At 53.3% G+C, this 18,964-nt stretch carries 21 protein-coding genes; 18 read left to right on the top strand and 3 right to left on the bottom strand.

Going from position 1 to position 18,964, the window contains the following annotated elements; genetic code table 11:
* The first annotated feature begins 171 nt into the window (after positions 1–171).
* Positions 172–459 (top strand): sll1863 family stress response protein, encoded by a 288-nt coding sequence (locus JQN68_RS09695; RefSeq protein WP_225073748.1) that lies wholly within the window; start codon positions 172–174, stop codon positions 457–459.
* On the opposite strand, the gene JQN68_RS09690 is transcribed toward JQN68_RS09695, so the two are convergent.
* Positions 418–1,653, bottom strand: coding sequence for a multidrug effflux MFS transporter (locus JQN68_RS09690; protein ID WP_249621155.1), 1,236 nt, complete (start codon positions 1,651–1,653; stop codon positions 418–420). The genes JQN68_RS09695 and JQN68_RS09690 overlap by 42 nt on opposite strands.
* A gap of 185 nt (positions 1,654–1,838) precedes the next feature.
* Here JQN68_RS09690 and JQN68_RS09685 point away from each other — a divergent pair, with 185 nt between their 5' ends.
* A complete protein-coding gene (locus JQN68_RS09685) occupies positions 1,839–2,684 on the top strand; it encodes a ferredoxin-like domain-containing protein (protein ID WP_225073750.1) in 846 nt (281 codons plus the stop codon).
* Here the strand turns inward: JQN68_RS09685 and JQN68_RS09680 are convergent.
* Positions 2,623–2,973, bottom strand: coding sequence for a hypothetical protein (locus tag JQN68_RS09680; protein ID WP_225073751.1), 351 nt, complete (start codon positions 2,971–2,973; stop codon positions 2,623–2,625). The genes JQN68_RS09685 and JQN68_RS09680 overlap by 62 nt on opposite strands.
* A 135-nt stretch (positions 2,974–3,108) precedes the next feature.
* Between JQN68_RS09680 and JQN68_RS09675 the strand changes: the two genes are divergently transcribed.
* The 11 genes from JQN68_RS09675 to JQN68_RS09625 all read left to right on the top strand — a co-directional run bounded on the left by JQN68_RS09675 (position 3,109) and on the right by JQN68_RS09625 (position 14,390).
* A complete protein-coding gene (locus JQN68_RS09675) occupies positions 3,109–3,936 on the top strand; it encodes an aldo/keto reductase (RefSeq protein WP_225073752.1) in 828 nt (275 codons plus the stop codon).
* A 75-nt stretch (positions 3,937–4,011) separates the two neighbouring features.
* Positions 4,012–4,212, top strand: coding sequence for a hypothetical protein (locus JQN68_RS09670; protein WP_249621154.1), 201 nt, complete (start codon positions 4,012–4,014; stop codon positions 4,210–4,212).
* Positions 4,213–4,351: 139 nt separating this feature from the next.
* On the top strand, positions 4,352–4,528 hold the full coding sequence (locus tag JQN68_RS09665) for a ferredoxin (RefSeq protein ID WP_249621153.1): 177 nt from the start codon (positions 4,352–4,354) through the stop codon (positions 4,526–4,528).
* Between the two features lie 663 nt (positions 4,529–5,191).
* On the top strand, positions 5,192–7,582 hold the full coding sequence (locus tag JQN68_RS09660) for a glycyl radical protein (protein WP_349632311.1): 2,391 nt from the start codon (positions 5,192–5,194) through the stop codon (positions 7,580–7,582).
* 109 nt (positions 7,583–7,691) lie between these two features.
* On the top strand, positions 7,692–8,660 hold the full coding sequence (locus JQN68_RS09655; protein WP_225073695.1) for a glycyl-radical enzyme activating protein: 969 nt from the start codon (positions 7,692–7,694) through the stop codon (positions 8,658–8,660).
* 246 nt (positions 8,661–8,906) lie between these two features.
* Complete coding sequence (locus tag JQN68_RS09650) at positions 8,907–9,572, top strand: tetratricopeptide repeat protein (protein ID WP_225073694.1); 666 nt, start codon at positions 8,907–8,909, stop codon at positions 9,570–9,572.
* Between the two features lie 15 nt (positions 9,573–9,587).
* Positions 9,588–10,514 carry a DUF4037 domain-containing protein gene (locus tag JQN68_RS09645; protein ID WP_225073693.1) on the top strand — a complete coding sequence of 309 codons (927 nt, stop codon included), beginning with the start codon at positions 9,588–9,590 and terminating at the stop codon, positions 10,512–10,514.
* A gap of 15 nt (positions 10,515–10,529) precedes the next feature.
* Positions 10,530–11,105, top strand: a complete 576-nt coding sequence (locus JQN68_RS09640; RefSeq protein ID WP_225073692.1) for a DUF4125 family protein — start codon at positions 10,530–10,532, stop codon at positions 11,103–11,105.
* Between the two features lie 399 nt (positions 11,106–11,504).
* A complete protein-coding gene (locus JQN68_RS09635; protein WP_225073691.1) occupies positions 11,505–12,149 on the top strand; it encodes a response regulator in 645 nt (214 codons plus the stop codon).
* Between the two features lie 107 nt (positions 12,150–12,256).
* Positions 12,257–12,646, top strand: a complete 390-nt coding sequence (locus tag JQN68_RS09630) for a response regulator (RefSeq protein WP_249621152.1) — start codon at positions 12,257–12,259, stop codon at positions 12,644–12,646.
* Positions 12,624–14,390: a PocR ligand-binding domain-containing protein gene (locus JQN68_RS09625; protein WP_225073689.1), complete on the top strand. Its 1,767-nt coding sequence runs from the start codon at positions 12,624–12,626 to the stop codon at positions 14,388–14,390. The genes JQN68_RS09630 and JQN68_RS09625 overlap by 23 nt, the downstream gene beginning before the upstream one ends.
* A gap of 63 nt (positions 14,391–14,453) precedes the next feature.
* Here the strand turns inward: JQN68_RS09625 and JQN68_RS09620 are convergent, their stop codons facing one another.
* On the bottom strand, positions 14,454–14,783 hold the full coding sequence (locus JQN68_RS09620) for a hypothetical protein (RefSeq protein ID WP_225073688.1): 330 nt from the start codon (positions 14,781–14,783) through the stop codon (positions 14,454–14,456).
* 198 nt (positions 14,784–14,981) lie between these two features.
* On the opposite strand from JQN68_RS09620, the gene JQN68_RS09615 reads away from it, so the two are divergent.
* The 5 genes from JQN68_RS09615 to JQN68_RS09595 all read left to right on the top strand — a co-directional run bounded on the left by JQN68_RS09615 (position 14,982) and on the right by JQN68_RS09595 (position 18,680).
* A complete protein-coding gene (locus tag JQN68_RS09615) occupies positions 14,982–15,182 on the top strand; it encodes a hypothetical protein (RefSeq protein WP_249621151.1) in 201 nt (66 codons plus the stop codon).
* Positions 15,183–15,321: 139 nt separating this feature from the next.
* Positions 15,322–15,513, top strand: coding sequence for a ferredoxin (locus JQN68_RS09610; RefSeq protein ID WP_225073638.1), 192 nt, complete (start codon positions 15,322–15,324; stop codon positions 15,511–15,513).
* A gap of 130 nt (positions 15,514–15,643) precedes the next feature.
* Positions 15,644–16,975, top strand: a complete 1,332-nt coding sequence (locus JQN68_RS09605; protein ID WP_225073637.1) for a sensor histidine kinase — start codon at positions 15,644–15,646, stop codon at positions 16,973–16,975.
* 3 nt (positions 16,976–16,978) lie between these two features.
* A complete protein-coding gene (locus JQN68_RS09600; protein WP_225073636.1) occupies positions 16,979–17,428 on the top strand; it encodes a response regulator in 450 nt (149 codons plus the stop codon).
* Positions 17,429–17,540: 112 nt separating this feature from the next.
* Positions 17,541–18,680, top strand: coding sequence for a PP2C family protein-serine/threonine phosphatase (locus JQN68_RS09595; RefSeq protein ID WP_225073635.1), 1,140 nt, complete (start codon positions 17,541–17,543; stop codon positions 18,678–18,680).
* The last annotated feature ends 284 nt before the right edge of the window (positions 18,681–18,964 follow it).

Here is an 18,964-nt window from a genome sequence, read left to right as displayed (position 1 = left end):
TTCCTACCAACAAGCTTACCCACTCGGTTGCAATCCTCAACATACAGGGGTCCCAAAGAGATTCTATTGACAGGGCGGCGATGTCCTATAAGGTTTTATAAGATCGGCTCACCGATTGGGTGACGGTTGATCGCTCTAGGGCAATATTTTTTAACCACCGGAGGTTTTGTCATGGAAGAGAAAAAGGCCTACCAGGAAAAATATGAAGCCAAATTGAAGGAATGGAAGGCGCGCATTCAGTTGTTGGAAGCCAAGGCCGAGCAAGTCAAGGCGGAATCTAAAATCGAGTACCAGAATATGGTGCAGGAATTGAAAGCGAAACAGCAGGCGATGCATGGCAAACTGGATGAACTGAAGGCCAGCGGCGAGTCGGCCTGGAAGGAAATGAGGTCCGGCCTGGAAAAAGCCAAGGACGAGTTAAAGGGAGCGCTGGACCGGGCCGTCGACAGGTTCAAGTAGCAGGCCGCGTTCACCCCACAGCATCCCCATGCCGGCCAGGGCACATAGGGGCATGCCTATGGCCATGACGGCAATGGTGCCGTTGTACCCCCAGCTTACCAGGCCCGCCGCCACGGCACTGGCCGCCATCTGCAATGATCCCAACAGGGCCGAAGCGCTGCCGGCCTGTTCCCGTGCAAAGGGTTCCATGATCAGGGCGGTAATGTCCGGCAGCAGAAAGCCCAGGCAAAACAGGTAGCTCGCGGCAAAGGCCAACACCATCCAGAGCGAAACCGGTGCCAGGGCGACAGTCAGCACAAACAGGATACTGACCGCCAACTGCAGCAGGTTGGCACCCCACAATACTTTTCGCAGGGAGAAGTGTCGCAGAAGACGGGCATTGATCTGGCTGCCGACGATGAGTGCCAGGGCGTTGGCGCCCATGGTCCAGCCGTAGCGGGGGCCGGACATGCCGAACAGTTCCATGAAAACCAACGGCGAGGCGGTCAGGTAGGCGAACAGGCCGGCGATATGAAAGCATCCGGTCAGCATGCGGGGAGTGAAGCCCGGCACCACCAGCACCGCCAGGTAATCGGTCAACGCCCGGCGTGGATGCAAGGCTTCGCGGCGTCCATGTCCGGCGATGGCGGGCAGGATCCACCAGACGCCGGCCAGCATCAGCACCGCAACCGCCCCCAGCAGAATGAAGATATACCGCCAGCCCAGGCTGGCAACGATGATTCCGCCGAGTGTCGGTGCCACGATGGGCGCCAGCCCCATGATCAGCATAAGGGTCGAAAATACGCGCGCCGTCTCGTTGAGCGGGAAAAGATCCCGTACCACCGCTCGTGCCGCGACCATGCCGACGCAGGCGCCAAGGGCCAGGACCAGACGCAAGCCGATGAGCCATTGGACGTTGGCGCTCAGGGCGCAGCCCAACGCGGCCACGCCGTACAGCACCAGGCCGAAAATCAATGGCCCCTTGCGTCCCAAGACATCCAGCAAGGGGCCGTACACCAGCTGCCCGGCGGCAATGCCGATAAAGTAGCTGCTCATGGACAAGCCGACGGTGGCCACGTCGGTGTTCAAGTCGGCGGCGATGGCGGAAAAAGCGGGCAGATAGGTATCGATGGTCAACGGCCCGATGGCCGTCAATGCGCCGAGCAGGATGACGATCAGGCGCAAATCGGTTCTGGTTTCAGTGTGTGTCGACATGAGGAGGATCCGGGAGTCAGGAGAAAAAAGAGCCACAGGGCAGGGGCAGCATACACCGATTCAGGCCCATTGTCTGCCAGTGGATGAAAAAAGTCTGGGCTGAAGTCGGGCCAATGAGTAGAATATCCTCCCGATTGTCACACCCGACCAATATTGTAAAAAGCGGAAAGGAACAGCAGATCGTCATGGATACCTCGGCAAAACTCGATGTGGCATTGCGCAAGGACACCGTGGAGCGCAAAAAACAGCAGGGAGCCCGTTGTCTCGGCAAGCAACGCGACGGCCATTTTGCCCTTTCCGTCGGGGTGCCCAACGCCTGTTTCAGCGCCGCGCAACTGCGCGCTCTGGCCGATATCGTCGAGCGATACGCCAAGGTCGGCCATCTGTCGACGGCACAGAGCATGGTGCTGCTCGGCATCGAGGGGCAGGACTATGCCCAGGCCCGGCGGGCAGTGCTGGAGGCCGGGTTCCAGATCCGTTCCGTGGGTCGTGATGTCTTCCATGTCAAGTGTTGCCCCGGCGCCGATTATTCCCCCTTCGGATTGCAGCGGACCTTCGCCCTGGTTGCCCATCTTGAGGAGACCTTTCGGGCCCTGCCCACTCCTCAGAAGTTTAAAATTGCTCTGTCCGGCTGTCCCAACTGTTGCGCCAACACCCGCCTCGCCGAGTTCGGCATCCATGCCGCGATGAACGGCTGGAAAATCTTTGTCGGCGGCAAGATGGGCTTCGCCCCGACCGTCGCCCGAGAACTGGCCGGCCCGGTGGCGGCGGACCAGGTGCCCCAATACCTGGCGGCGGTGCTGCGCAGTTATCGCGCACTGGCCGAACCCAATGAACGCCTCACTCGGACGGTGGAGCGCATCGGATTCGAGGTTTTCAAGAGCGCGGTAGAGGAATGCCTCCATCTGCCTTACGAAGATCTGGCTGCGGAGGCCCGGCAATCCCGGTTGGCCCTGGAGCAGGAGGAGGTTATCGGACTGCTGGATGCGGGGAAGAGCAGGAACGCAGCATCAATTCCAGCCCCCGATTGACATTGTTCAGTCGGCGGTTTCTCGCCTGTAATTCCCGGATAACGGCCTGCTGCTGCTGAATCACTCGGTTCTGCTGCTGGACAATGCGTTGCAGGCGGGCGATGTCTCGGGCCGCCTCCCTTGGTTTGCTAAGCGTCTGATTTTCCGCCTCTGGCTCGGGCGGCCGCTGGTCTTCCGTGGTTGTCATCTCCCCCGTCCCAAAATCCACGGTAATCTCGCGTGCCGGCCAGGCCGGCCCGGTTCCCAGCAGCATCAAAGCCAGCAGTGTTGCCCCGACGAGTTTTTTCATTGCTTTACTCCCCACCCTGTTGTTCGGACCGAACCGTAAGGTCTTCTTTTTCTGAGGATATTGTACCTTTTCAGGCTTGGTTCCAGCTCGGACACCGCCCCCTCGTGTACAATGGTAGCAAAAGGAGGCGCGCCCATGATTCCCAAGCGACAACTTGGCAAAACCGGTGTCGAGGTGACCTGTATCGGTCTTAGCGGCGAAGGCGTTCTGCGCAGCTTCGGTTGCGAAACGCAGGCCACGGAGTTGATTGCCCGCGCCTTGGACCTGGGGATCAACTATATGGAGTCGGCCCGGGCCTATGCCGGCAGCGAATCTTATTATGGATTGGCCCTCGGACAGCGGCGCCGGAAGGTGTTTCTGGCCAGCAAGGCCCATGACCGCACGGCCCGGGGGGCCTGGGCGCAGCTGCAGGAATCCCTGACCAACTTGCAGACCGATTGGTTGGATCTGTGGCAGGTGCACGATCTGCGCACGGAAAAGGACCTGGAGATGATTTTCGGGCCGGGCGGGGCCATGGAAGCCTTCGACCGCGCCAAGCGGGAAGGGAAGGTGCGGTTTGTCGGGGTCACGGGCCATGAAAACCCGGACATCCTCCTGCGGGCCTTCGACCTGTACGACTTCGATACGGTATTGATGCCCGTCAATCCGGCAGAGAATGCCTGGGCCAGTTTCCCGGCCACGGTGCTGCCGGAGGCGGAAGCTCGCGGCATGGGCATTGTCGGGATGAAGGTGCTGTGCCGCGGCTTCGGGCTGCGGCTTCCCGGCCTGCAGAGCCCCGCTCCCTGGGTGCGCTATGCCCTGGGGCAGGGCGTGTCGACCATGGTCATCGGTTGCGACGACCCCCGGCAACTGGAACAGAATATCGCCGCCTGCCTGGAGCCACCCATGGATGCCGCGGAGCGACAAAAGCTGGAGGCGTTGGTGGCACCCTGGGCCCGGAAGCTCATGTACTACAAGCCCTGATGTTGGGGAGGGCCCGCGTCAGGATCCCGGCGTCGGCGACTTTTGTTGTATCGCCGGACCAGCAGGGAGGTTGGCATGCTCATGATGCCGGGTTTGGTGGGAGCGCTGGCCATTCTGGCGCTGGTCTGGCTTTGCATGGTCCGGTTCGGCCGGGCCGGGCAAGGGCATCGCCGGCCCAGATTCATATTGACTGCAGCGATTGTCATGGCGGTGTTGTTGGCGCTCTGGATGACGGTGATGGTGTTGCTGGTCGGCCCGGCCATGCGGGGCCTGTAGACGTATGAAATGTCCATGGCAGTATGAACTTGCGAAGGAGGAAAGAGTCTGAACATTTTCAAGCCGGTGTACCTGGACCCTGCCCTGCCTGCCGGCAGATGCGCGTCCGAACAGGAGGCACTAACCAAGGAGAATGATCATGGCCAAAACGCCCTACGTGGACCAGGATGCTTGTATCAGCTGCGGACTTTGTGTGGAAATGGCGCCCGAAGTGTTCAGGATGGACGCCGAGGATCTGGCGGAAGTGTATGCGCCGACCGGTGCATCGGAACAAAGCATTCAGGAGGCCATGGATGCTTGCCCGGTTTCCTGCTGAGGCCGAGGTTTTCATCTTAAATGCGAAAGAATCATTCTTTTTATGCTGCGCCATCTCCGCCGGCGCCACCAGGCCTGGGTTGGCTATCGTAGCGTCGGTGAAATAAGGAGGCAGGATTTGTTCTGTCGCCAAGATTGCCCTGTTTGTGCCGTGAATGGTGTGTTGGCTGGCCTAGGCATGGCATCTTGGGTGGTGGAGGGCCTCGAAAATGCTGTTTCACATTGAACGGTGTCTCTGATATGGCTCCACTAGGGACACGTTTTCCCCCTCGGTCCCCCCTTTTAGGTATCGAAAAATACACCTTTGCGCGATGGTAGCATAGCTATTGATGGGGTATTACCTATAAATAGAAAGATAGGTTTCGTTTGATTTGGTTCTGGCTGTTGATACTCTTTTTCTGGTTAAAAAATTATTTTTAAATACGATAGATTTTGTTTATGCAGGCTCTGTCCAAGAAAAAGATGTTATGGAGGGGTATTACCAAAAAAATGTGCTCATTGCTGTTTCTTGCACTTTTCCTGGAAGCTTTTATTGATTCATGGATCCTGCAAAATATGCCTGGTGCAACAAGTTAGCCACAAAAAAAAGGAGGTGCTAAAAGCTTCGCAGTTCTGAGGGAATCGGATGGCTCAATTCATCGAACAGCAAACAAAGGAGGAAAAAATGGCGATAAAAATCGACGTATCGAATCTACCGGGACCAACCCCTCGGGTGGAGGCAATTAAGGAAAGGTTTGTCAAGACCACTCCGGAAATCTGTGTTGAGCGTGCGCAACTGATCACCGAATCCTACAAGGAAACCGAAGATCTGCCAATGCATCTCCGGAGGGCGAAAGCTTTCGAAAAGATCCTGAACGGTATGACCGTTTTTATTCAGGACGACGAATTGGTAGTTGGAAATCAGTGCACCAAGCCGCGCTCTGCCCCGGTATATCCGGAGTTTTCCTGCAAGTGGCTGGAAGCGGAACTGGATCGGTTGGAGAAGCGGACTGGCGACGTATTCTTGATTTCTGAAGACAAGAAGACAGTTCTCCGTGAGCTCTTTCCCTACTGGGACAAGAAGACCTCGAACGAACTGGCCACGTCACTTATGACCCCTGATGCTCTTGAGGCTCAAGGGGCTGGTGTTTTCACCGTTGGCAACTACTACTTTAACGGCGTTGGTCACATCTCCGTTGATTACGCCAAAGTTTTGACTAGAGGCCTGAATGGTATTATTGCTGATGCTAAAGCTGAGCATAAAAAAACCGACCTTACTAATCCCGATGATCTCAAGAAGATGCATTTCTTGGATGCCGTAATTATTTCAAACGAGGCAGTCATTGCCTTTGCTAGACGTTTCGCAGTGGAAGCCGAGAGACTGGCTGCGAGCGAAAAGAATGAACAACGCAAGGCCGAGCTTTTGGAAATCGCCCGTATCTGTCGCAAGGTTCCGGGGCAACCTGCCGAATCATTTTGGGAAGCGGTCCAGTCCTTCTGGTTTATTCAACTTGTGATCCAGATAGAGTCCAATGGTCATTCCATATCCCCGATGCGATTTGATCAGTACATGTACCCTTATCTTCAGATGGACGCCGATATTACCACGGAGAGGGCCCAGGAACTGCTTGATCTTCTTTACATCAAGTTCAGCGAGATCAACAAGGTCCGGGACGAAGGTTCTACCAAGGCGTTCGGTGGATACCCGATGTTCCAGAACCTGATCGTTGGTGGCGTAGACAGCGAGGGTGAGGACGCTACCAACGAGCTGTCGTTCATGTGTCTGCATGCGACTGCCAACACCAAGCTCTACCAACCATCCATTTCGATTCGTATTCATAGCAATACTCCTGCTGCCCTGTACACCAAGGCGGCCGAAGTAAGCCGAGTCGGGCTGGGTATGCCTGCATACTACAATGATCGGTTCATCATTCCTGCATTGCTTAGCCGTGGCCTCACTCGTGAAGACGCTCGCGACTACGGCATCATCGGCTGCGTCGAGCCGCAGGTAGCAGGCAAGACTGAAGGGTGGCACGATGCCGCGTTCTTCAACATGGCCAAAGTTCTGGAGTTAGCTCTTAATGATGGTGTCGACGCTCTAACAGGCAAGCAGATTGGTCCCCAGACAGGCGCTTTAACTTCATTCAGCGCGTTTGAAGATGTCATGAAGGCGTATAAAGCGCAGATGGAGCACTTCGTCAAACTGCTGATTATATCCGATAATGCCTGTGACATTGCCCACGGCCAGCGCACTCCGCTACCGTTCCTTTCTTCATTAGTCGATGATTGTATGATCAAGGGCAAGTCGCTCCAGGAAGGGGGCGCACACTACAACTTTACTGGTCCCCAAGGGGTTGGAGTGGGTAATGTCGGCGATTCACTAACTGCCATTAAGAAGCTGGTGTTTGAAGACAAGGCAATCACCCTGGGCGAACTTCAAAAGGGACTTGCCACCAACTTCGAAGGCCTGGAAATGGAAGGCCTTCGCCAGATGCTGTTAAATCGTGCGCCAAAGTACGGCAACGATAACGAATACGCTGACATGATCGCACATGAAGGTGCACTTATATACTGCCGGGAAGTGGAAAAGTACATGAATCCAAGAGGTGGAAAGTTCCAGCCTGGCCTTTACCCTGTTTCGGCCAACGTACCACTCGGCACGGTAGTCGGGGCTACTGCCGACGGACGCAAGTCCGGTACCCCGCTGGCTGATGGCGTTTCCCCGGTTTCAGGTGTCGACCAGTCCGGCCCGACCGCGTCTGTAAGATCAGTTGCGCGTCTTGACCATGTTATTGCATCCAATGGAACTTTGCTGAACATGAAGTTCCACCCGAATGCTCTGAAAGATGAGCGTGGCATCCAAAACCTTGTTGGTGTCACCGAAACCTTCTTCAATGGCGGCGGGACCCACATTCAGTACAACGTCATTGGGCGCGATACGCTTGTCGACGCGCAGGAACACCCTGATAACTACCAGGGGATGGTCGTGCGTGTTGCTGGTTACAGCGCATTTTTCACCTCGCTCGACAAAGCTATTCAGGATGACATAATTGCACGAACCGAACAGATGTTCTAATGACAAAAATTGAACCTGCGCCGACACCATTAGTGGTATCGGCGCAGGTGATTTTTTATGTGCATGTAAAATTTATTTATTAATTCAGGCAATGATCGGAGCCTACTCAATGAGCTGGTCACATGAATACCTTATTTATGATCCCGGTGCCATCAATAGATCCGAACTAACCGGTCTTATAAGTGATTTTCAGCGGTTTTCCATTCATGATGGACCCGGTATCCGCACTCTTGTCTTTATGAAAGGTTGTCCTTTGTACTGTGCTTGGTGCGCCAACCCCGAAACAATCATACCGCGCCCGGAGATAATGCTCATCCCCCACAACTGTATAGGATGCGGCAAGTGCATTGAAGCGTGCCCTTCAAAGTGTCTTGCTCAAGTGGATGGAATTGTTAGCTTCATTGATCGTGATAAGTGCCTCCTTCCAGAATGCGGCAAATGTCAGCGTGTCTGCTATGCCAATGCCGTCAATATAAGCGGACGTTATCTCACGGTCGAGGAGGTCATGGACGTAGTGTTGCGTGATAGGGAGTTTTATGACCGTACCGGGGGAGGGGTTACCATTTCTGGCGGCGAACCGTTTGCGCAACCTGTCTTCCTTATGGAATTGGTACGCACGGCAAAGATCCTGAAACTGCACACGGCAATCGAAACATGTGGCCAGGTTAACTGGAATATCTTCAACTCAGTCCTGGAACACTTGGATTATGTTCTTTACGACCTTAAGCACATGGATTCTAGGCGGCATCTTCAGGGAACCGGGGTCGACAATCGGATCATTTTGGAAAACGCTAAGCGACTTGGTGCTTCAGGAAAACCTGTCCGTATCCGGCTTCCGTTGATACCCGATTTTAACGATTCCGAGGAGAACGTACGAGCAACTGCGGAATTTATTGCCGAATTTTCCAATCTGGAGGCGCTTGATATACTACCTTATCATCGCATGGGTGAACCTAAATGGGGGCAATTGCATCAGGAATACAAACTCCAAGGAGTTGTGCCTCACAATAAGGAACGGGTTTTTGAGCTTGCCGATATTGCACGGAAATACGGTATCGAAGTTACCGTCGGTGGTTAGATGGAAATTCGCCAGGATTTTTCCAATCCCCCATCCGGGTAAGGTCAGGATGTGCCAGACTCTTTTTATGCCGACTGTTAGTGTAATTTAATATAACCACGAACTCTGATATTTTCATAACTGCCTATACGGGGAACCGATACGCCGTTTCGAAAGCTCCACGAGTGAACATAATCCTGCTGGCTTGTCAACGGTCAACTTATGATTGATTCGAGGCAACGACATCAGTGGGTAACAGGAGGGCCCATGGACAAAAAGAAACTAGTGCATGCGGCAACGGTCTTTTCACGAGACGGCACAAGGCATTTGAAAATGACTTCATATGAAGCAGCGCTGGCTGCTTTTGAAGAATCAGCAAGGCTATTTGCAGCCGCTGGAGATAGTGCCGGGGCGGCCGCCCAGCGTATGATCGTTGCCGAAATTCAGTGTGCCTTGGACAAACCCGGCGAGGCTTTGAGTGCCTACCGTTCAGCCTATTCAAGCTTTGCCGCTCGCGAAGATAAGGCAGGAACAGCAATCGCTCTGAACAACATGGGCCTTCTGCTGGCGCACCTCAAACGCTACAGCGAGGCCGAGGCTACGTTTCTTCGCGCTCGGCGTGCTTTTGAAGAGTGCGATGCGCCGGAACGGGCGGCCGAACAACTGGGAAACCTGGGTTCGCTCTACAGGGACATGAGAAAATATGATGCAGCTCTTGATTATTACCACCTTGCACTGCAACAGTTGGAACTCCTTGGTTGTGTCGATAGGGTCGCTGATCAATGTGCCAATATCGCTTATATCCATGTAATGCTCGGCAATAAAAATGCTGGGATTGGCTACTTTGAAAAGGCGCGGACTCTTTATGAAGTGACAGGCAATATTGTCAAGGCCTGCAGCACCGTTCAGAACCTGGATCTTCTAAGGCAATGATACTCAGGTAGCGCCATGCAGGGACTACAACTGGCCAGGGATTATTTTTTCTCCCACGGACGGCCCATGCTCCGGGAGTCTTTCCGTGAAATTTCTGACAGGGCCGCCGCAGGCCTGGTCGGGCCCGGATCGGAATGCTATGGTTTTGATGATCTCTTGTCTCGGGACCACGATTGGGGCCCCGGGTTTTGCATTTGGCTGAGTCAGGAAGACTATGCTACTCGCGGCGTCGAAATTGGTGAAGCCTACCGGCGTCTGCCTCAGGTTTTTGATGGTTACGGACCACGCCTGGAGAGTTCCGGCGAAGAGGGACGCACGGGTGTAATGACCGTTTCCGGATTTTATGCCCGCTACACGGGACTCGATCATCCGCCAATGACAGCACGCGAATGGTTGCTGATTCCGGAGCAGGCCCTGGGGGTTTGTACCAACGGCATGGTTTTTTACGATCCTGCCGATACCTTTTCTTCTTGGCGTCGCCATTTGCTCGACTACTATCCGGAAGATATCAGGCTCAGAAAGATTGCTTCGCGCTGCATGACCATGGCGCAGACGGGACAATACAACCTGGCGCGCAGCCTGTCGCGCAAGGAGATTTTTGCTGGCAGGTATGCTGAACTGCTGTTCTGTCATGAACTGATGTCCATGGCATTTCTCCTCAACCGGTGTTATCCGCCTTTTTATAAGTGGCTTCACCGAGCAGTGCGGCAGTTGCCTATTCTCGGGACCACCGCCTACGATCTCATCGTCCTTTTGCTGAATACCACTAACAACGACGAAAAGGCTGCCGTCATCGAAACCCTTTGCCATATGGTCATCGACGAACTTCGCCGCCAGGGGTTGAGCGATTCGAATAGCTGTTTTTTAGCCGACCACGGTCCCGTGGTGCAGTCAGGCATCCTGGATCCTGATCTTAGAAAGAACTTTAGGGTATGTGCCTGAGTTAAAGGAACGCATATGGAAGGCAGGAAGGTTATCATTGATCAAGTGCTTGAACTGGAACTTGCCATGTTTCTTGCTGTCCCCACCGGTCATAAATATTGCTGCCAGGAGGACCCTGATAGGTTCAGGATCCACCGGCGGGCTCAATTTTCCGGATGGTCGGCTGAAACCTTGAAAAGCTATTGTGCGGACCTACTCTGGGCCCGAGGCAGTGGACGCAATTTGGTCGCCATCAAGTATGCCCGCATGGATAGCCTTGTTCCCTGTGAAAACTTTAGCCCCATCATCAATGCCATTGTCGATCTTGCTGTGGCTGACCAAAGGCAGTTCATTGCCGACTATCCCCGACTAATGAGGAGAGGCCGTCCCCTTGGCAAGGCAGAAGATGCTCAAGGGCTGACATCTTTTGAAACCTACCTGCGCTGCGAACTGGAAACTTTTTCAGAAAAGACTCTTCAACTGCTTCACGAGGACATACTGGCTTTGCGGAAGATTGGTTCAAGCCTCTCCGAAGCGACATATCGCAGCCTGGCAAGGCAGTTGGGGTTCAAGTCTTTGGAAAGCCTTGAGGAGAGACTGCGCGAAGGGTAGGATACAAAAGCAGATCTGAATCAGTGAATTAGTCATGCAAATTTTAACCGTCAACATCCGGGCGGGTAGAAGTGTCTGTTGAAAGGCCGGAGGTGATTTGACTGACGGCGACCAGCCGAGGCCTGTACTTGCGTGCCGGTAGGAAAAGATGATAGGTATTCAAATATATATTGGCCAATATGAGTTAGATGAAAAACATTTAAACTTCGCGGGCCTATGTTGAATTATTTTTCCGATTTGAATTGTTACTACTTGCAGAGTTTTACATTGGGTTTTTTACCTTCGAGGTTGCAATAGGTGGCCTTTTTTATTTTTTTCGGTGACGGTTCGAAACACAAACGCAAAAAGCCAAGCGGCTGTTAGAGCTTGCCTGCTGCGAGTTTCATTAAAGGTGAGCCAATGTCTTTAACAATTCCTTTCAGGGTTTTTCTGGTCGACGACCATCCTTTGCTGCGAACAGGACTCCGCTTTACCTTGGACGAAATGACGGACCTCGATCTTATCGGGGAAGCAGCGGATGGTTTTGAAGGTGTCGAAAAAATTCTTCAAAATCCTCCGGATATTGCACTGATAGACATTGATTTGCCTGGCATATCCGGCATCACTGTCATTGGCATGCTGCGTAATAAACTGCCAGGGTTGAAAATCATCGCTCTGTCTTCCTACTCTGAGAAGGGTTACGTTACTGGGGCCATGCAAGCCGGTGCCGATGGTTATCTGCTCAAAGCCATCAGTATTACCGCGCTGGTTGATTTTTTACGGGACTTTGCTCAGGGCAAGCAACCAGTTTCTCCCTACCTGCTGGATTTGGCTGTTGCGCACAAAAATGCTCTAGAAAATGAAGAAGATGTTCATATTTCACCTCGAGAAAAACAGGTTTTGAAGTTGCTGGCTGAAGGAAAAAGCAACAAGCAGATAGCTGATGAGATCTTTTTGAGTATAGAAACTGTAAAAACTCATATTAAAAATATTTTTCAAAAACTTGAAGTTAAAAGCCGCATGGAAGCAGTCATTGTCGGCCGGCGGCGAAAGCTCATTGATTGATCTATTGTGGGGCGCAACCATGCAAATCGAATTTTACAAATAGTATATAAATAATCAAGACTTCATCGGCAAACGGGGGTATGATGAATGTTAGGATTAAGGTTTTTTTGGCTGATGATCATCCATTGATCCGTGCAGGGTTGTCGATGGCATTTGAAAATGACAGTAAAATTTGCATTATTGGTACAGCAGACAATGGGTTCGACGCAATAGAAAAAATTGAAAAAACAATTCCGGATATCGTTCTTATGGATATTGATATGCCAGGTCTATCTGGTGTTGCTGCGATTAGTATTTTACGGAAAAAATATCCAGACATGATTCTTTTTGTACTGTCAACATATAATGATCGAACTTACATAGATGATTCTAAGGCATCTGGAGCTTCAGGATATATTTTAAAAACAATTAGTATTGAGTCTCTTTCCAGACTTATTGTTGATATTATTGACAAAAAGAGGATTATTTCTCCATATGTTTTATATCTTAACCAGTAAATATACTGATTTAGGGTATTTTATGAATATAGAAAATACAAAAAACAAACTTCTAGACAATAAAAGAAAAATTAAAACAACAATTAATTTGTTGGATTTGATTGATAAGAAAACACTTAATGATATACTTGATGCATTTAACGAGGTGTGTGGCATTGGTTCTGTCATTGCGGACACAGAAGGGAAGCCGTTGTCGGGGGAACAAAACTTTACCCGCTTTTGTGCCAAATTTTGTCGTGGTACAGAAAAGGGCAGAAAAAAGTGTTATGCCAGTGATGCTTTTGGTGGTGAAATGTCCCTTAAGCAGCAAGAACCTTATGTTTACAATTGCCTTAATGCCGGCTTGGTTGATTGTGCAACACCTATTATCGTCGAGGGGTACCATCTAGCTAATCTAAATGGAGGACAGGTTTTGGAAGCGCCAATCTCGGATGAGGCTGCGATAGCTCGGGCGCGCGCGATTGGCATTGAAGATATTGATGGCTATTTAAAAGAACTGCGTAAAATCCCTTTTGTTACCAAGCCGCGACTTCAAAAAATTGTTAAATTCATGGCAGTTATTACACGAACTCTCAGCGACATGGCCATGCAGAAATATCTTTTGGCAAAGCAGTCCACTGAATATTTAAATAAGTTGGTCAATAGCGCTTCGGATTGTATTTTTGCTATTGATCCCAATTTCCGCATAACCATGGTCAACCGGGTATGCCACGAGGTGTTCCACTACGATGATGGGCAGTTATGTGGCGTAGATTTTTGTGATTTGTTGGCGCCTTCAGCCAGGATTTTGGAGTGCAAGAGTAAACTTGACTTGGGTCGGGAGGAAAATTTTCGGATTGAAATGGAGGGTGTCAAAGTCGCGGGAAACAAGTTTCCGGCCCAGGTTTCCATCTCCCGAATTAATGATGAGGATGGTGAAGTTGCCGGGTATGTAGCGATCCTGCGGGACATTACCGAAGAAAAACGCCATGAAAAAATGAAACAGGATCTTGTGGCTATGTTGAGCCATGACATGCGGAATCCAATTTCTGCCATCAATAAGACCCTTGAATTGCTGTCAACTCAGAGGATTGGCGAAATCAACGAAAAGCAGGACTATGTTATTCGTCTCGCCTCAAATACCAATGACCAGCTTTGCAGCATGGTCAATTCTTTTCTGGATATTTTCAGGGACGAAAACACAAACTTTAGTCTTAATAAGACATTTTTTGATTTTAACCAGATTGCTAAGGATTGTATTGAGGAACTTTCATTGCTTTTTTCTGACAAGAATCTCGATGTAATATTAAAGTCAAAAAATATTACACTTGAGCTTGAGGGTGACTTGGTAAGGCTGAAGCGCACAATTAATAATCTTATTTCAAATGCAATCAACTACAGTGTGTTTGGTGGAAAGATTGTAATTGAATCAAGGCGTATATGGGGAAGAAATAAAAATATTCTTCAAATCGCTAAGGGAGATCAACTCCGTAATCTCAATCCCAAGAAAATGTATCTCTGGACCTCTGTGAAGGATCAAGGTTATGGTGTCCCAGAAAAATACCAAGAAGCCATTTTCGAAAAATTTTTTACAGTTGAAAGCAAGGAAGGGTTGGGTCGAAGAGGCATCGGTCTAGGCTTGGCGTTCTGTAAATTGGTCATTGAAGCTCATGGTGGGATCATCTTTGCCAAGACTCCGGCCAAGAAGCTCACAAGTCAAAAAACGCCGGGTTGCGAGTTTCATTTCATCCTACCTCTGTCTTGAGAATCGGGATTCCCCAAATGAGTACTCTGGCCGAGATAATGGACTGTTACCTCCGACCCTACTTCATCGGCAGGAGCGCAGCATCAATTTCAGCTCCTGATTGACATTGTTCAGCTGGCGGTTTCTTGCCTGCGATTCGCGGATGACAGTTTGCTGCTGCTGAATCATCCGGTTCTGCTGCTGGAGGATTCGTTGCAGGCTGGCGAAGTCTTGGGTGGCCTTCCTTTGCTTGCTGGCCGCCTGATTCTCGGCCTCTGGCCCAGGTGGCCGCCGGTCCTTGGTGGTCGTCATCTTGCCCGTCCCAAAATCCACGGTCATCTTGCGTGCCGGCCAAGCCGGCGCGGATCCCAACATCATCGATGCCAATAGCGTTGACCCGACGAGTTTTTTCATTGCCTTACTCCCCATCTTGTTGTTCGGACCGAACCGTAAGGTCTTCTTTTTCTGACGATATTGATCCTTTTCAGGCTTGGTTCCAGCTCGGACACCGCCCCCTCGTGTACAATGTTAGAAAAAGAGGCACGCCTATGATTCCCAAACAATAACTTGGCAAAATTTTCGCTCTATTGCCTGATTAGTGGGAAGGTTTGTATGCTCAGGATTCTCGTTTTGGTGGGCGCGTTGGCCATTCTGGCGCTGGTCTGGCTTTGCATGGTCCGGTTCGGCCGGGCCGGGCAAGGCCGCCGCTGGCCCAGATTTATTTTGACTGCAGCGGTTGTCATGGCGGTGCTGTTGGCGCTCTGGATGACGGTGATGGTGCTGCTGGTCGGGCCGGCCATGTGGGGCCTGTAGGCGTCTGAAATATCCATGGCGGTGCGGACTTGCGAAGGAGGAAAGGGTCTGGACATTTTCAAGCCGGTGAACCTGGACCCTGCCCTGCCTGCCGGCAGATGCGCGCCCGAACAGGAGGCACTAACCAAGGAGAATGATCATGGCCAAAACGCCCTACGTGGACCAGGATGCTTGTATCAGCTGCGGACTTTGTGTGGAAATGGCGCCCGAAGTGTTCAGGATGGACGCCGAGGATCTGGCGGAAGTGTATGCGCCGACCGGTGCATCGGAACAAAGCATTCAGGAGGCCATGGATGCTTGCCCGGTTTCCTGCATTCATTGGCAGGAATAGATCCGGGCTCTGGATGCGTTGAGAAGAACGGCCTGCGGGAAGGAGGTCGATGGTTGCTTCCGCCTCTGCCGGTGGCATAATTCAGCAATGATGCTTGGATGCCCCACCGAGACCCCGGCAGAGACTGCGTATGTCCAGGAATGACAAAAAATCCCGCGCGGACCTGGAAAGAGAACTCCGGGATCTGCGCCAGGAGGAAGATCAGGCTTTGCGGCAGGTAGCCCTGCTGCAGGGCATCGTGCGCCTTTTTCGCGAGACGCCGGAATGCAAAAGCGAGGAGGAGGTGGCTGAACTCTGTCTGAGCATGGCCGAGACTCTGTCGGGCAGCACCATCAGTTTCCTGGGGGAACTGAACCAGGAGGGGAGTTTCGATACCTTGACCCTCAGCACAGCCGGATGGGCGGCCTGCCCCATGGCTCCGTCCGAGGCTGCGGAACTGCTGCGCAACATGCCGAATCACGGCATCAACCCCATCGGCCTGCGGGAAGGGCGGTCCTGGTTCATCAACGATCCGGCTTCCCATCCGGCTTCCGTCGGCACGCCGCCGGGGCACCCGCCCATCCATTGCTTTCTGGGGGTGCCCCTGCGTTTCATGGGTGGCATCGCCGGCATGGTTGGCCTGGCCAACAAGGAAGGCGGCTATACCCCGGCCGATCAGCAGGAAATGGAAGCCCTGTCCGTCGCCTTTGTCGAAGCGCTCAATCGCCTTCGGGCGGAACGCACCATCCGGGAATTGAACCGGGAATTGCAGCGCAACCTGCAGCAGGCCACCGCCGCCAACAAGGAATTGGAAGCCTTCAGCTATTCGGTTTCCCACGATTTACGGGCGCCGCTGCGGCATATCACCGGCTTTGTCGAGCTGCTCAACAAGCGCGATACGGGAGTCCTGGATGAGAAAAGTCGGCACTACCTGCAGGTGATTTCAGAGGCGGCTCAGAAGATGGGGGCCCTCATCGATGACCTGCTGTCCTTCTCCCGCATGGGCCGGTCAGAGATGATGCAGACCTGGGTCGATCTGAACCAGGCGGTGCGGGAGGCGCTGGCCGATCTGGCGGAAGAGACCAGGGATCGAGAAATCATCTGGGATATCGGTCCGCTGCCGCGGGTCATGGGGGATCGGGCCATGCTGCATCTGGTGCTGGTCAATTACCTCGCCAATGCCCTCAAGTTCAGCCGCTCCCGGAAGCCGGCCCGGATCGAAATCGGGGCCGTCACCGATCATCCCGAGGAGACGCGAATCTTCGTGCGGGACAATGGCGTGGGCTTCGATAATCGCTATGCCGACAAGCTGTTCGGCCTGTTTCAGCGCCTGCATGGCACGGAGGAATTCGAGGGCACCGGCCTCGGGTTGGCCAATGTGCGCCGCATCGTTCACCGCCACGGCGGCCGGACCTGGGCCGAAGGCTCCGTCGACGGCGGGGCCACCTTCTGGTTTTCGCTGCCGAAGTGGGAGGAGGAATAAAAGATGGTTCTCCACTTGAGACGAATTCTGTTGGTCGAGGACAACCCCAACGATGCGGAACTGACATTGGAGGGGCTCACCGATCACAACCTTGCCAACCGTGTGGATTGGGTCCGCGACGGCGCCGAGGCCCTCGATTATTTGTACTGTCGGGGGGCTCATTCCGAACGCCCGGTGGAGAATCCGGCCGTCATTCTGCTGGATCTCAAATTGCCCAAGGTGGACGGTCTCGAGGTGTTGCGCACCATCAAATCCGATGAAAAACTCCGCTCCACCCCGGTGGTGGTCCTGACCTCGTCTCGCGAGGAGCAGGACATGATCGAAAGTTATCGGCTGGGCGTCAACGCCTATGTGGTCAAGCCGGTCAATTTCCACGACTTCATCGATGCCATCCATGAACTTGGCGCATTTTGGGCGGTTGTCAACGAACCCCCGCCCATGCCTCGTGCCTGAGCGCGGTTGGCCCTGTCCAAGACGTTGCGACAAGGACACTTTTCTGCAACCGACGAGAAGGGCCTCGGGTCCCGGGATCCTTCAGTGAATAGTGAAGCCAGGCAGGAATGCCATGTCCCAACAACTGCGTATTCTGCACCTTGAAGATGATCCGCTGGATGCGGAACTGGTCGAGTCCACGTTGATCGGCGAAGGCTTTGACTGCGACCTGCGCGTGGTGGCGACCCGGGAAGCCTTTGTCGCCGCCCTGGACGCGGGCGGCATCGATGTGATCCTGGCCGATTTTGCCCTGCCGAAATTCGACGGCATGGCAGCCTTGGAAATCGTTCGCCACACCTGCCCCGCCATCCCATTCATCTTCGTTTCCGGGCGACTGGGGGAAGAAACGGCCATCGACTCTTTGCGCAACGGGGCCACCGATTACGTGCTGAAAAACCGCCTCTCCCGTTTGGGACCGGCGGTGCGGCGGGCCTTGGACGAAGCTGTCGAGCGGGAAGAACGGCGCAGGGCGGAGGCGGCCTTGCATGAAAGCGAACGGTGCCGCCTGCAACTCCAGGTGGAACTGCGCTACGCGGCGGAAATTCAGCGCAAGCTGCTGCCGCGGAACTATCCACAGATACCCGGCTTCGAAGTGGCGGCCCGCTGTCTGCCGGCCCAGCAGGTCGGCGGCGACTTTTTCGACTGGCAGGAAGTCTGCCCCGGGGTCTGGGGCTTCACCCTCGGGGATGTCATGGGCAAGGGACTGGCGGCCGCCATGCTCATGGCCACGGCCCGCGCCGCTTTGCGTTCCGTGGCCCATAATCGCCCGGAAAAAGCTCTGCGCCTGGCCGAGCAGGCCCTGGTGACCGACCTGGAAAATTCCGAAAGCTTCGTCACCCTGTTTTTCGGTCAGATCCATGCCGCCGCCCGACGCCTGACCTTCGTCGACTGCGGGCACGGTCTGGCATTTCTGCGGCGCGCCTCGGGGCTGGTTGAGGAACTCACGCCGCGCACCTTCCCCCTTGGCATTCCGGTGGATTTAAATTTTCAGGAAGGGGCGGCCATTTTCGCCACGGGCGATACTTTGGTGCTCTATAGCGACGGTCTCATCGATGCCCGGCCGGAACTGGCCCTGGACAACCAGGCTCTGGCCCGCTGCCTGGCCGGCGCCGGCCGTGCCCAGGAGATGGTGGATCGCCTGCTGGCCCTGCCGGCCCTGGAAGACAACCTGCCCGATGATCTGACCGTGCTGGTGGTGCATTGCACGGGGTGACGGCCACCTCCCTGGTTCCATCAAACTGCACGCATTCAAGCTTGATGCCTTCGCAAATTCACACCGTCATGTCCGAGTGTTTCTATCGGGCACCCATGATTTCAAGATTTTACAGGCTGGATTCCCGACCAAAAGAACTTCGGGAAGACTTTTTGCGAGACCATCAAGCTTGAACGATGGCTAATGGTATGAAAAATGCTTTTCGCCTTCAGGTTAATCTGAATATCGAGTTAAGAGCATTTTTTTGACACGAAATTCGTCGGCATTTATGTCCAAGTGTGTTG

Origin of the sequence: Desulfuromonas sp. CSMB_57 (assembly GCF_020194955.2) — a bacterium.
GTDB lineage: Bacteria > Desulfobacterota > Desulfuromonadia > Desulfuromonadales > Syntrophotaleaceae > JAFCIY02.
This window is presented reverse-complemented; position numbering and strand designations above follow the sequence as displayed.

Coding starts and splice junctions, on each gene's coding strand:
- JQN68_RS09685 (WP_225073750.1), top strand. CDS start 1,839: ATGGATACCTCGGCAAAACTCGATGTGGCATTGCGCAAGGACACCGTG.
- JQN68_RS09650 (WP_225073694.1), top strand. CDS start 8,907: ATGGACAAAAAGAAACTAGTGCATGCGGCAACGGTCTTTTCACGAGAC.
- JQN68_RS09595 (WP_225073635.1), top strand. CDS start 17,541: ATGTCCCAACAACTGCGTATTCTGCACCTTGAAGATGATCCGCTGGAT.
- JQN68_RS09680 (WP_225073751.1), bottom strand. CDS start 2,973: ATGAAAAAACTCGTCGGGGCAACACTGCTGGCTTTGATGCTGCTGGGA.
- JQN68_RS09625 (WP_225073689.1), top strand. CDS start 12,624: ATGTTTTATATCTTAACCAGTAAATATACTGATTTAGGGTATTTTATG.
- JQN68_RS09695 (WP_225073748.1), top strand. CDS start 172: ATGGAAGAGAAAAAGGCCTACCAGGAAAAATATGAAGCCAAATTGAAG.
- JQN68_RS09640 (WP_225073692.1), top strand. CDS start 10,530: ATGGAAGGCAGGAAGGTTATCATTGATCAAGTGCTTGAACTGGAACTT.
- JQN68_RS09615 (WP_249621151.1), top strand. CDS start 14,982: ATGCTCAGGATTCTCGTTTTGGTGGGCGCGTTGGCCATTCTGGCGCTG.
- JQN68_RS09600 (WP_225073636.1), top strand. CDS start 16,979: ATGGTTCTCCACTTGAGACGAATTCTGTTGGTCGAGGACAACCCCAAC.
- JQN68_RS09690 (WP_249621155.1), bottom strand. CDS start 1,653: ATGTCGACACACACTGAAACCAGAACCGATTTGCGCCTGATCGTCATC.
- JQN68_RS09605 (WP_225073637.1), top strand. CDS start 15,644: ATGTCCAGGAATGACAAAAAATCCCGCGCGGACCTGGAAAGAGAACTC.
- JQN68_RS09610 (WP_225073638.1), top strand. CDS start 15,322: ATGGCCAAAACGCCCTACGTGGACCAGGATGCTTGTATCAGCTGCGGA.
- JQN68_RS09665 (WP_249621153.1), top strand. CDS start 4,352: ATGGCCAAAACGCCCTACGTGGACCAGGATGCTTGTATCAGCTGCGGA.
- JQN68_RS09655 (WP_225073695.1), top strand. CDS start 7,692: ATGAGCTGGTCACATGAATACCTTATTTATGATCCCGGTGCCATCAAT.
- JQN68_RS09635 (WP_225073691.1), top strand. CDS start 11,505: ATGTCTTTAACAATTCCTTTCAGGGTTTTTCTGGTCGACGACCATCCT.
- JQN68_RS09620 (WP_225073688.1), bottom strand. CDS start 14,783: ATGAAAAAACTCGTCGGGTCAACGCTATTGGCATCGATGATGTTGGGA.
- JQN68_RS09660 (WP_349632311.1), top strand. CDS start 5,192: ATGGCGATAAAAATCGACGTATCGAATCTACCGGGACCAACCCCTCGG.
- JQN68_RS09645 (WP_225073693.1), top strand. CDS start 9,588: ATGCAGGGACTACAACTGGCCAGGGATTATTTTTTCTCCCACGGACGG.
- JQN68_RS09675 (WP_225073752.1), top strand. CDS start 3,109: ATGATTCCCAAGCGACAACTTGGCAAAACCGGTGTCGAGGTGACCTGT.
- JQN68_RS09670 (WP_249621154.1), top strand. CDS start 4,012: ATGCTCATGATGCCGGGTTTGGTGGGAGCGCTGGCCATTCTGGCGCTG.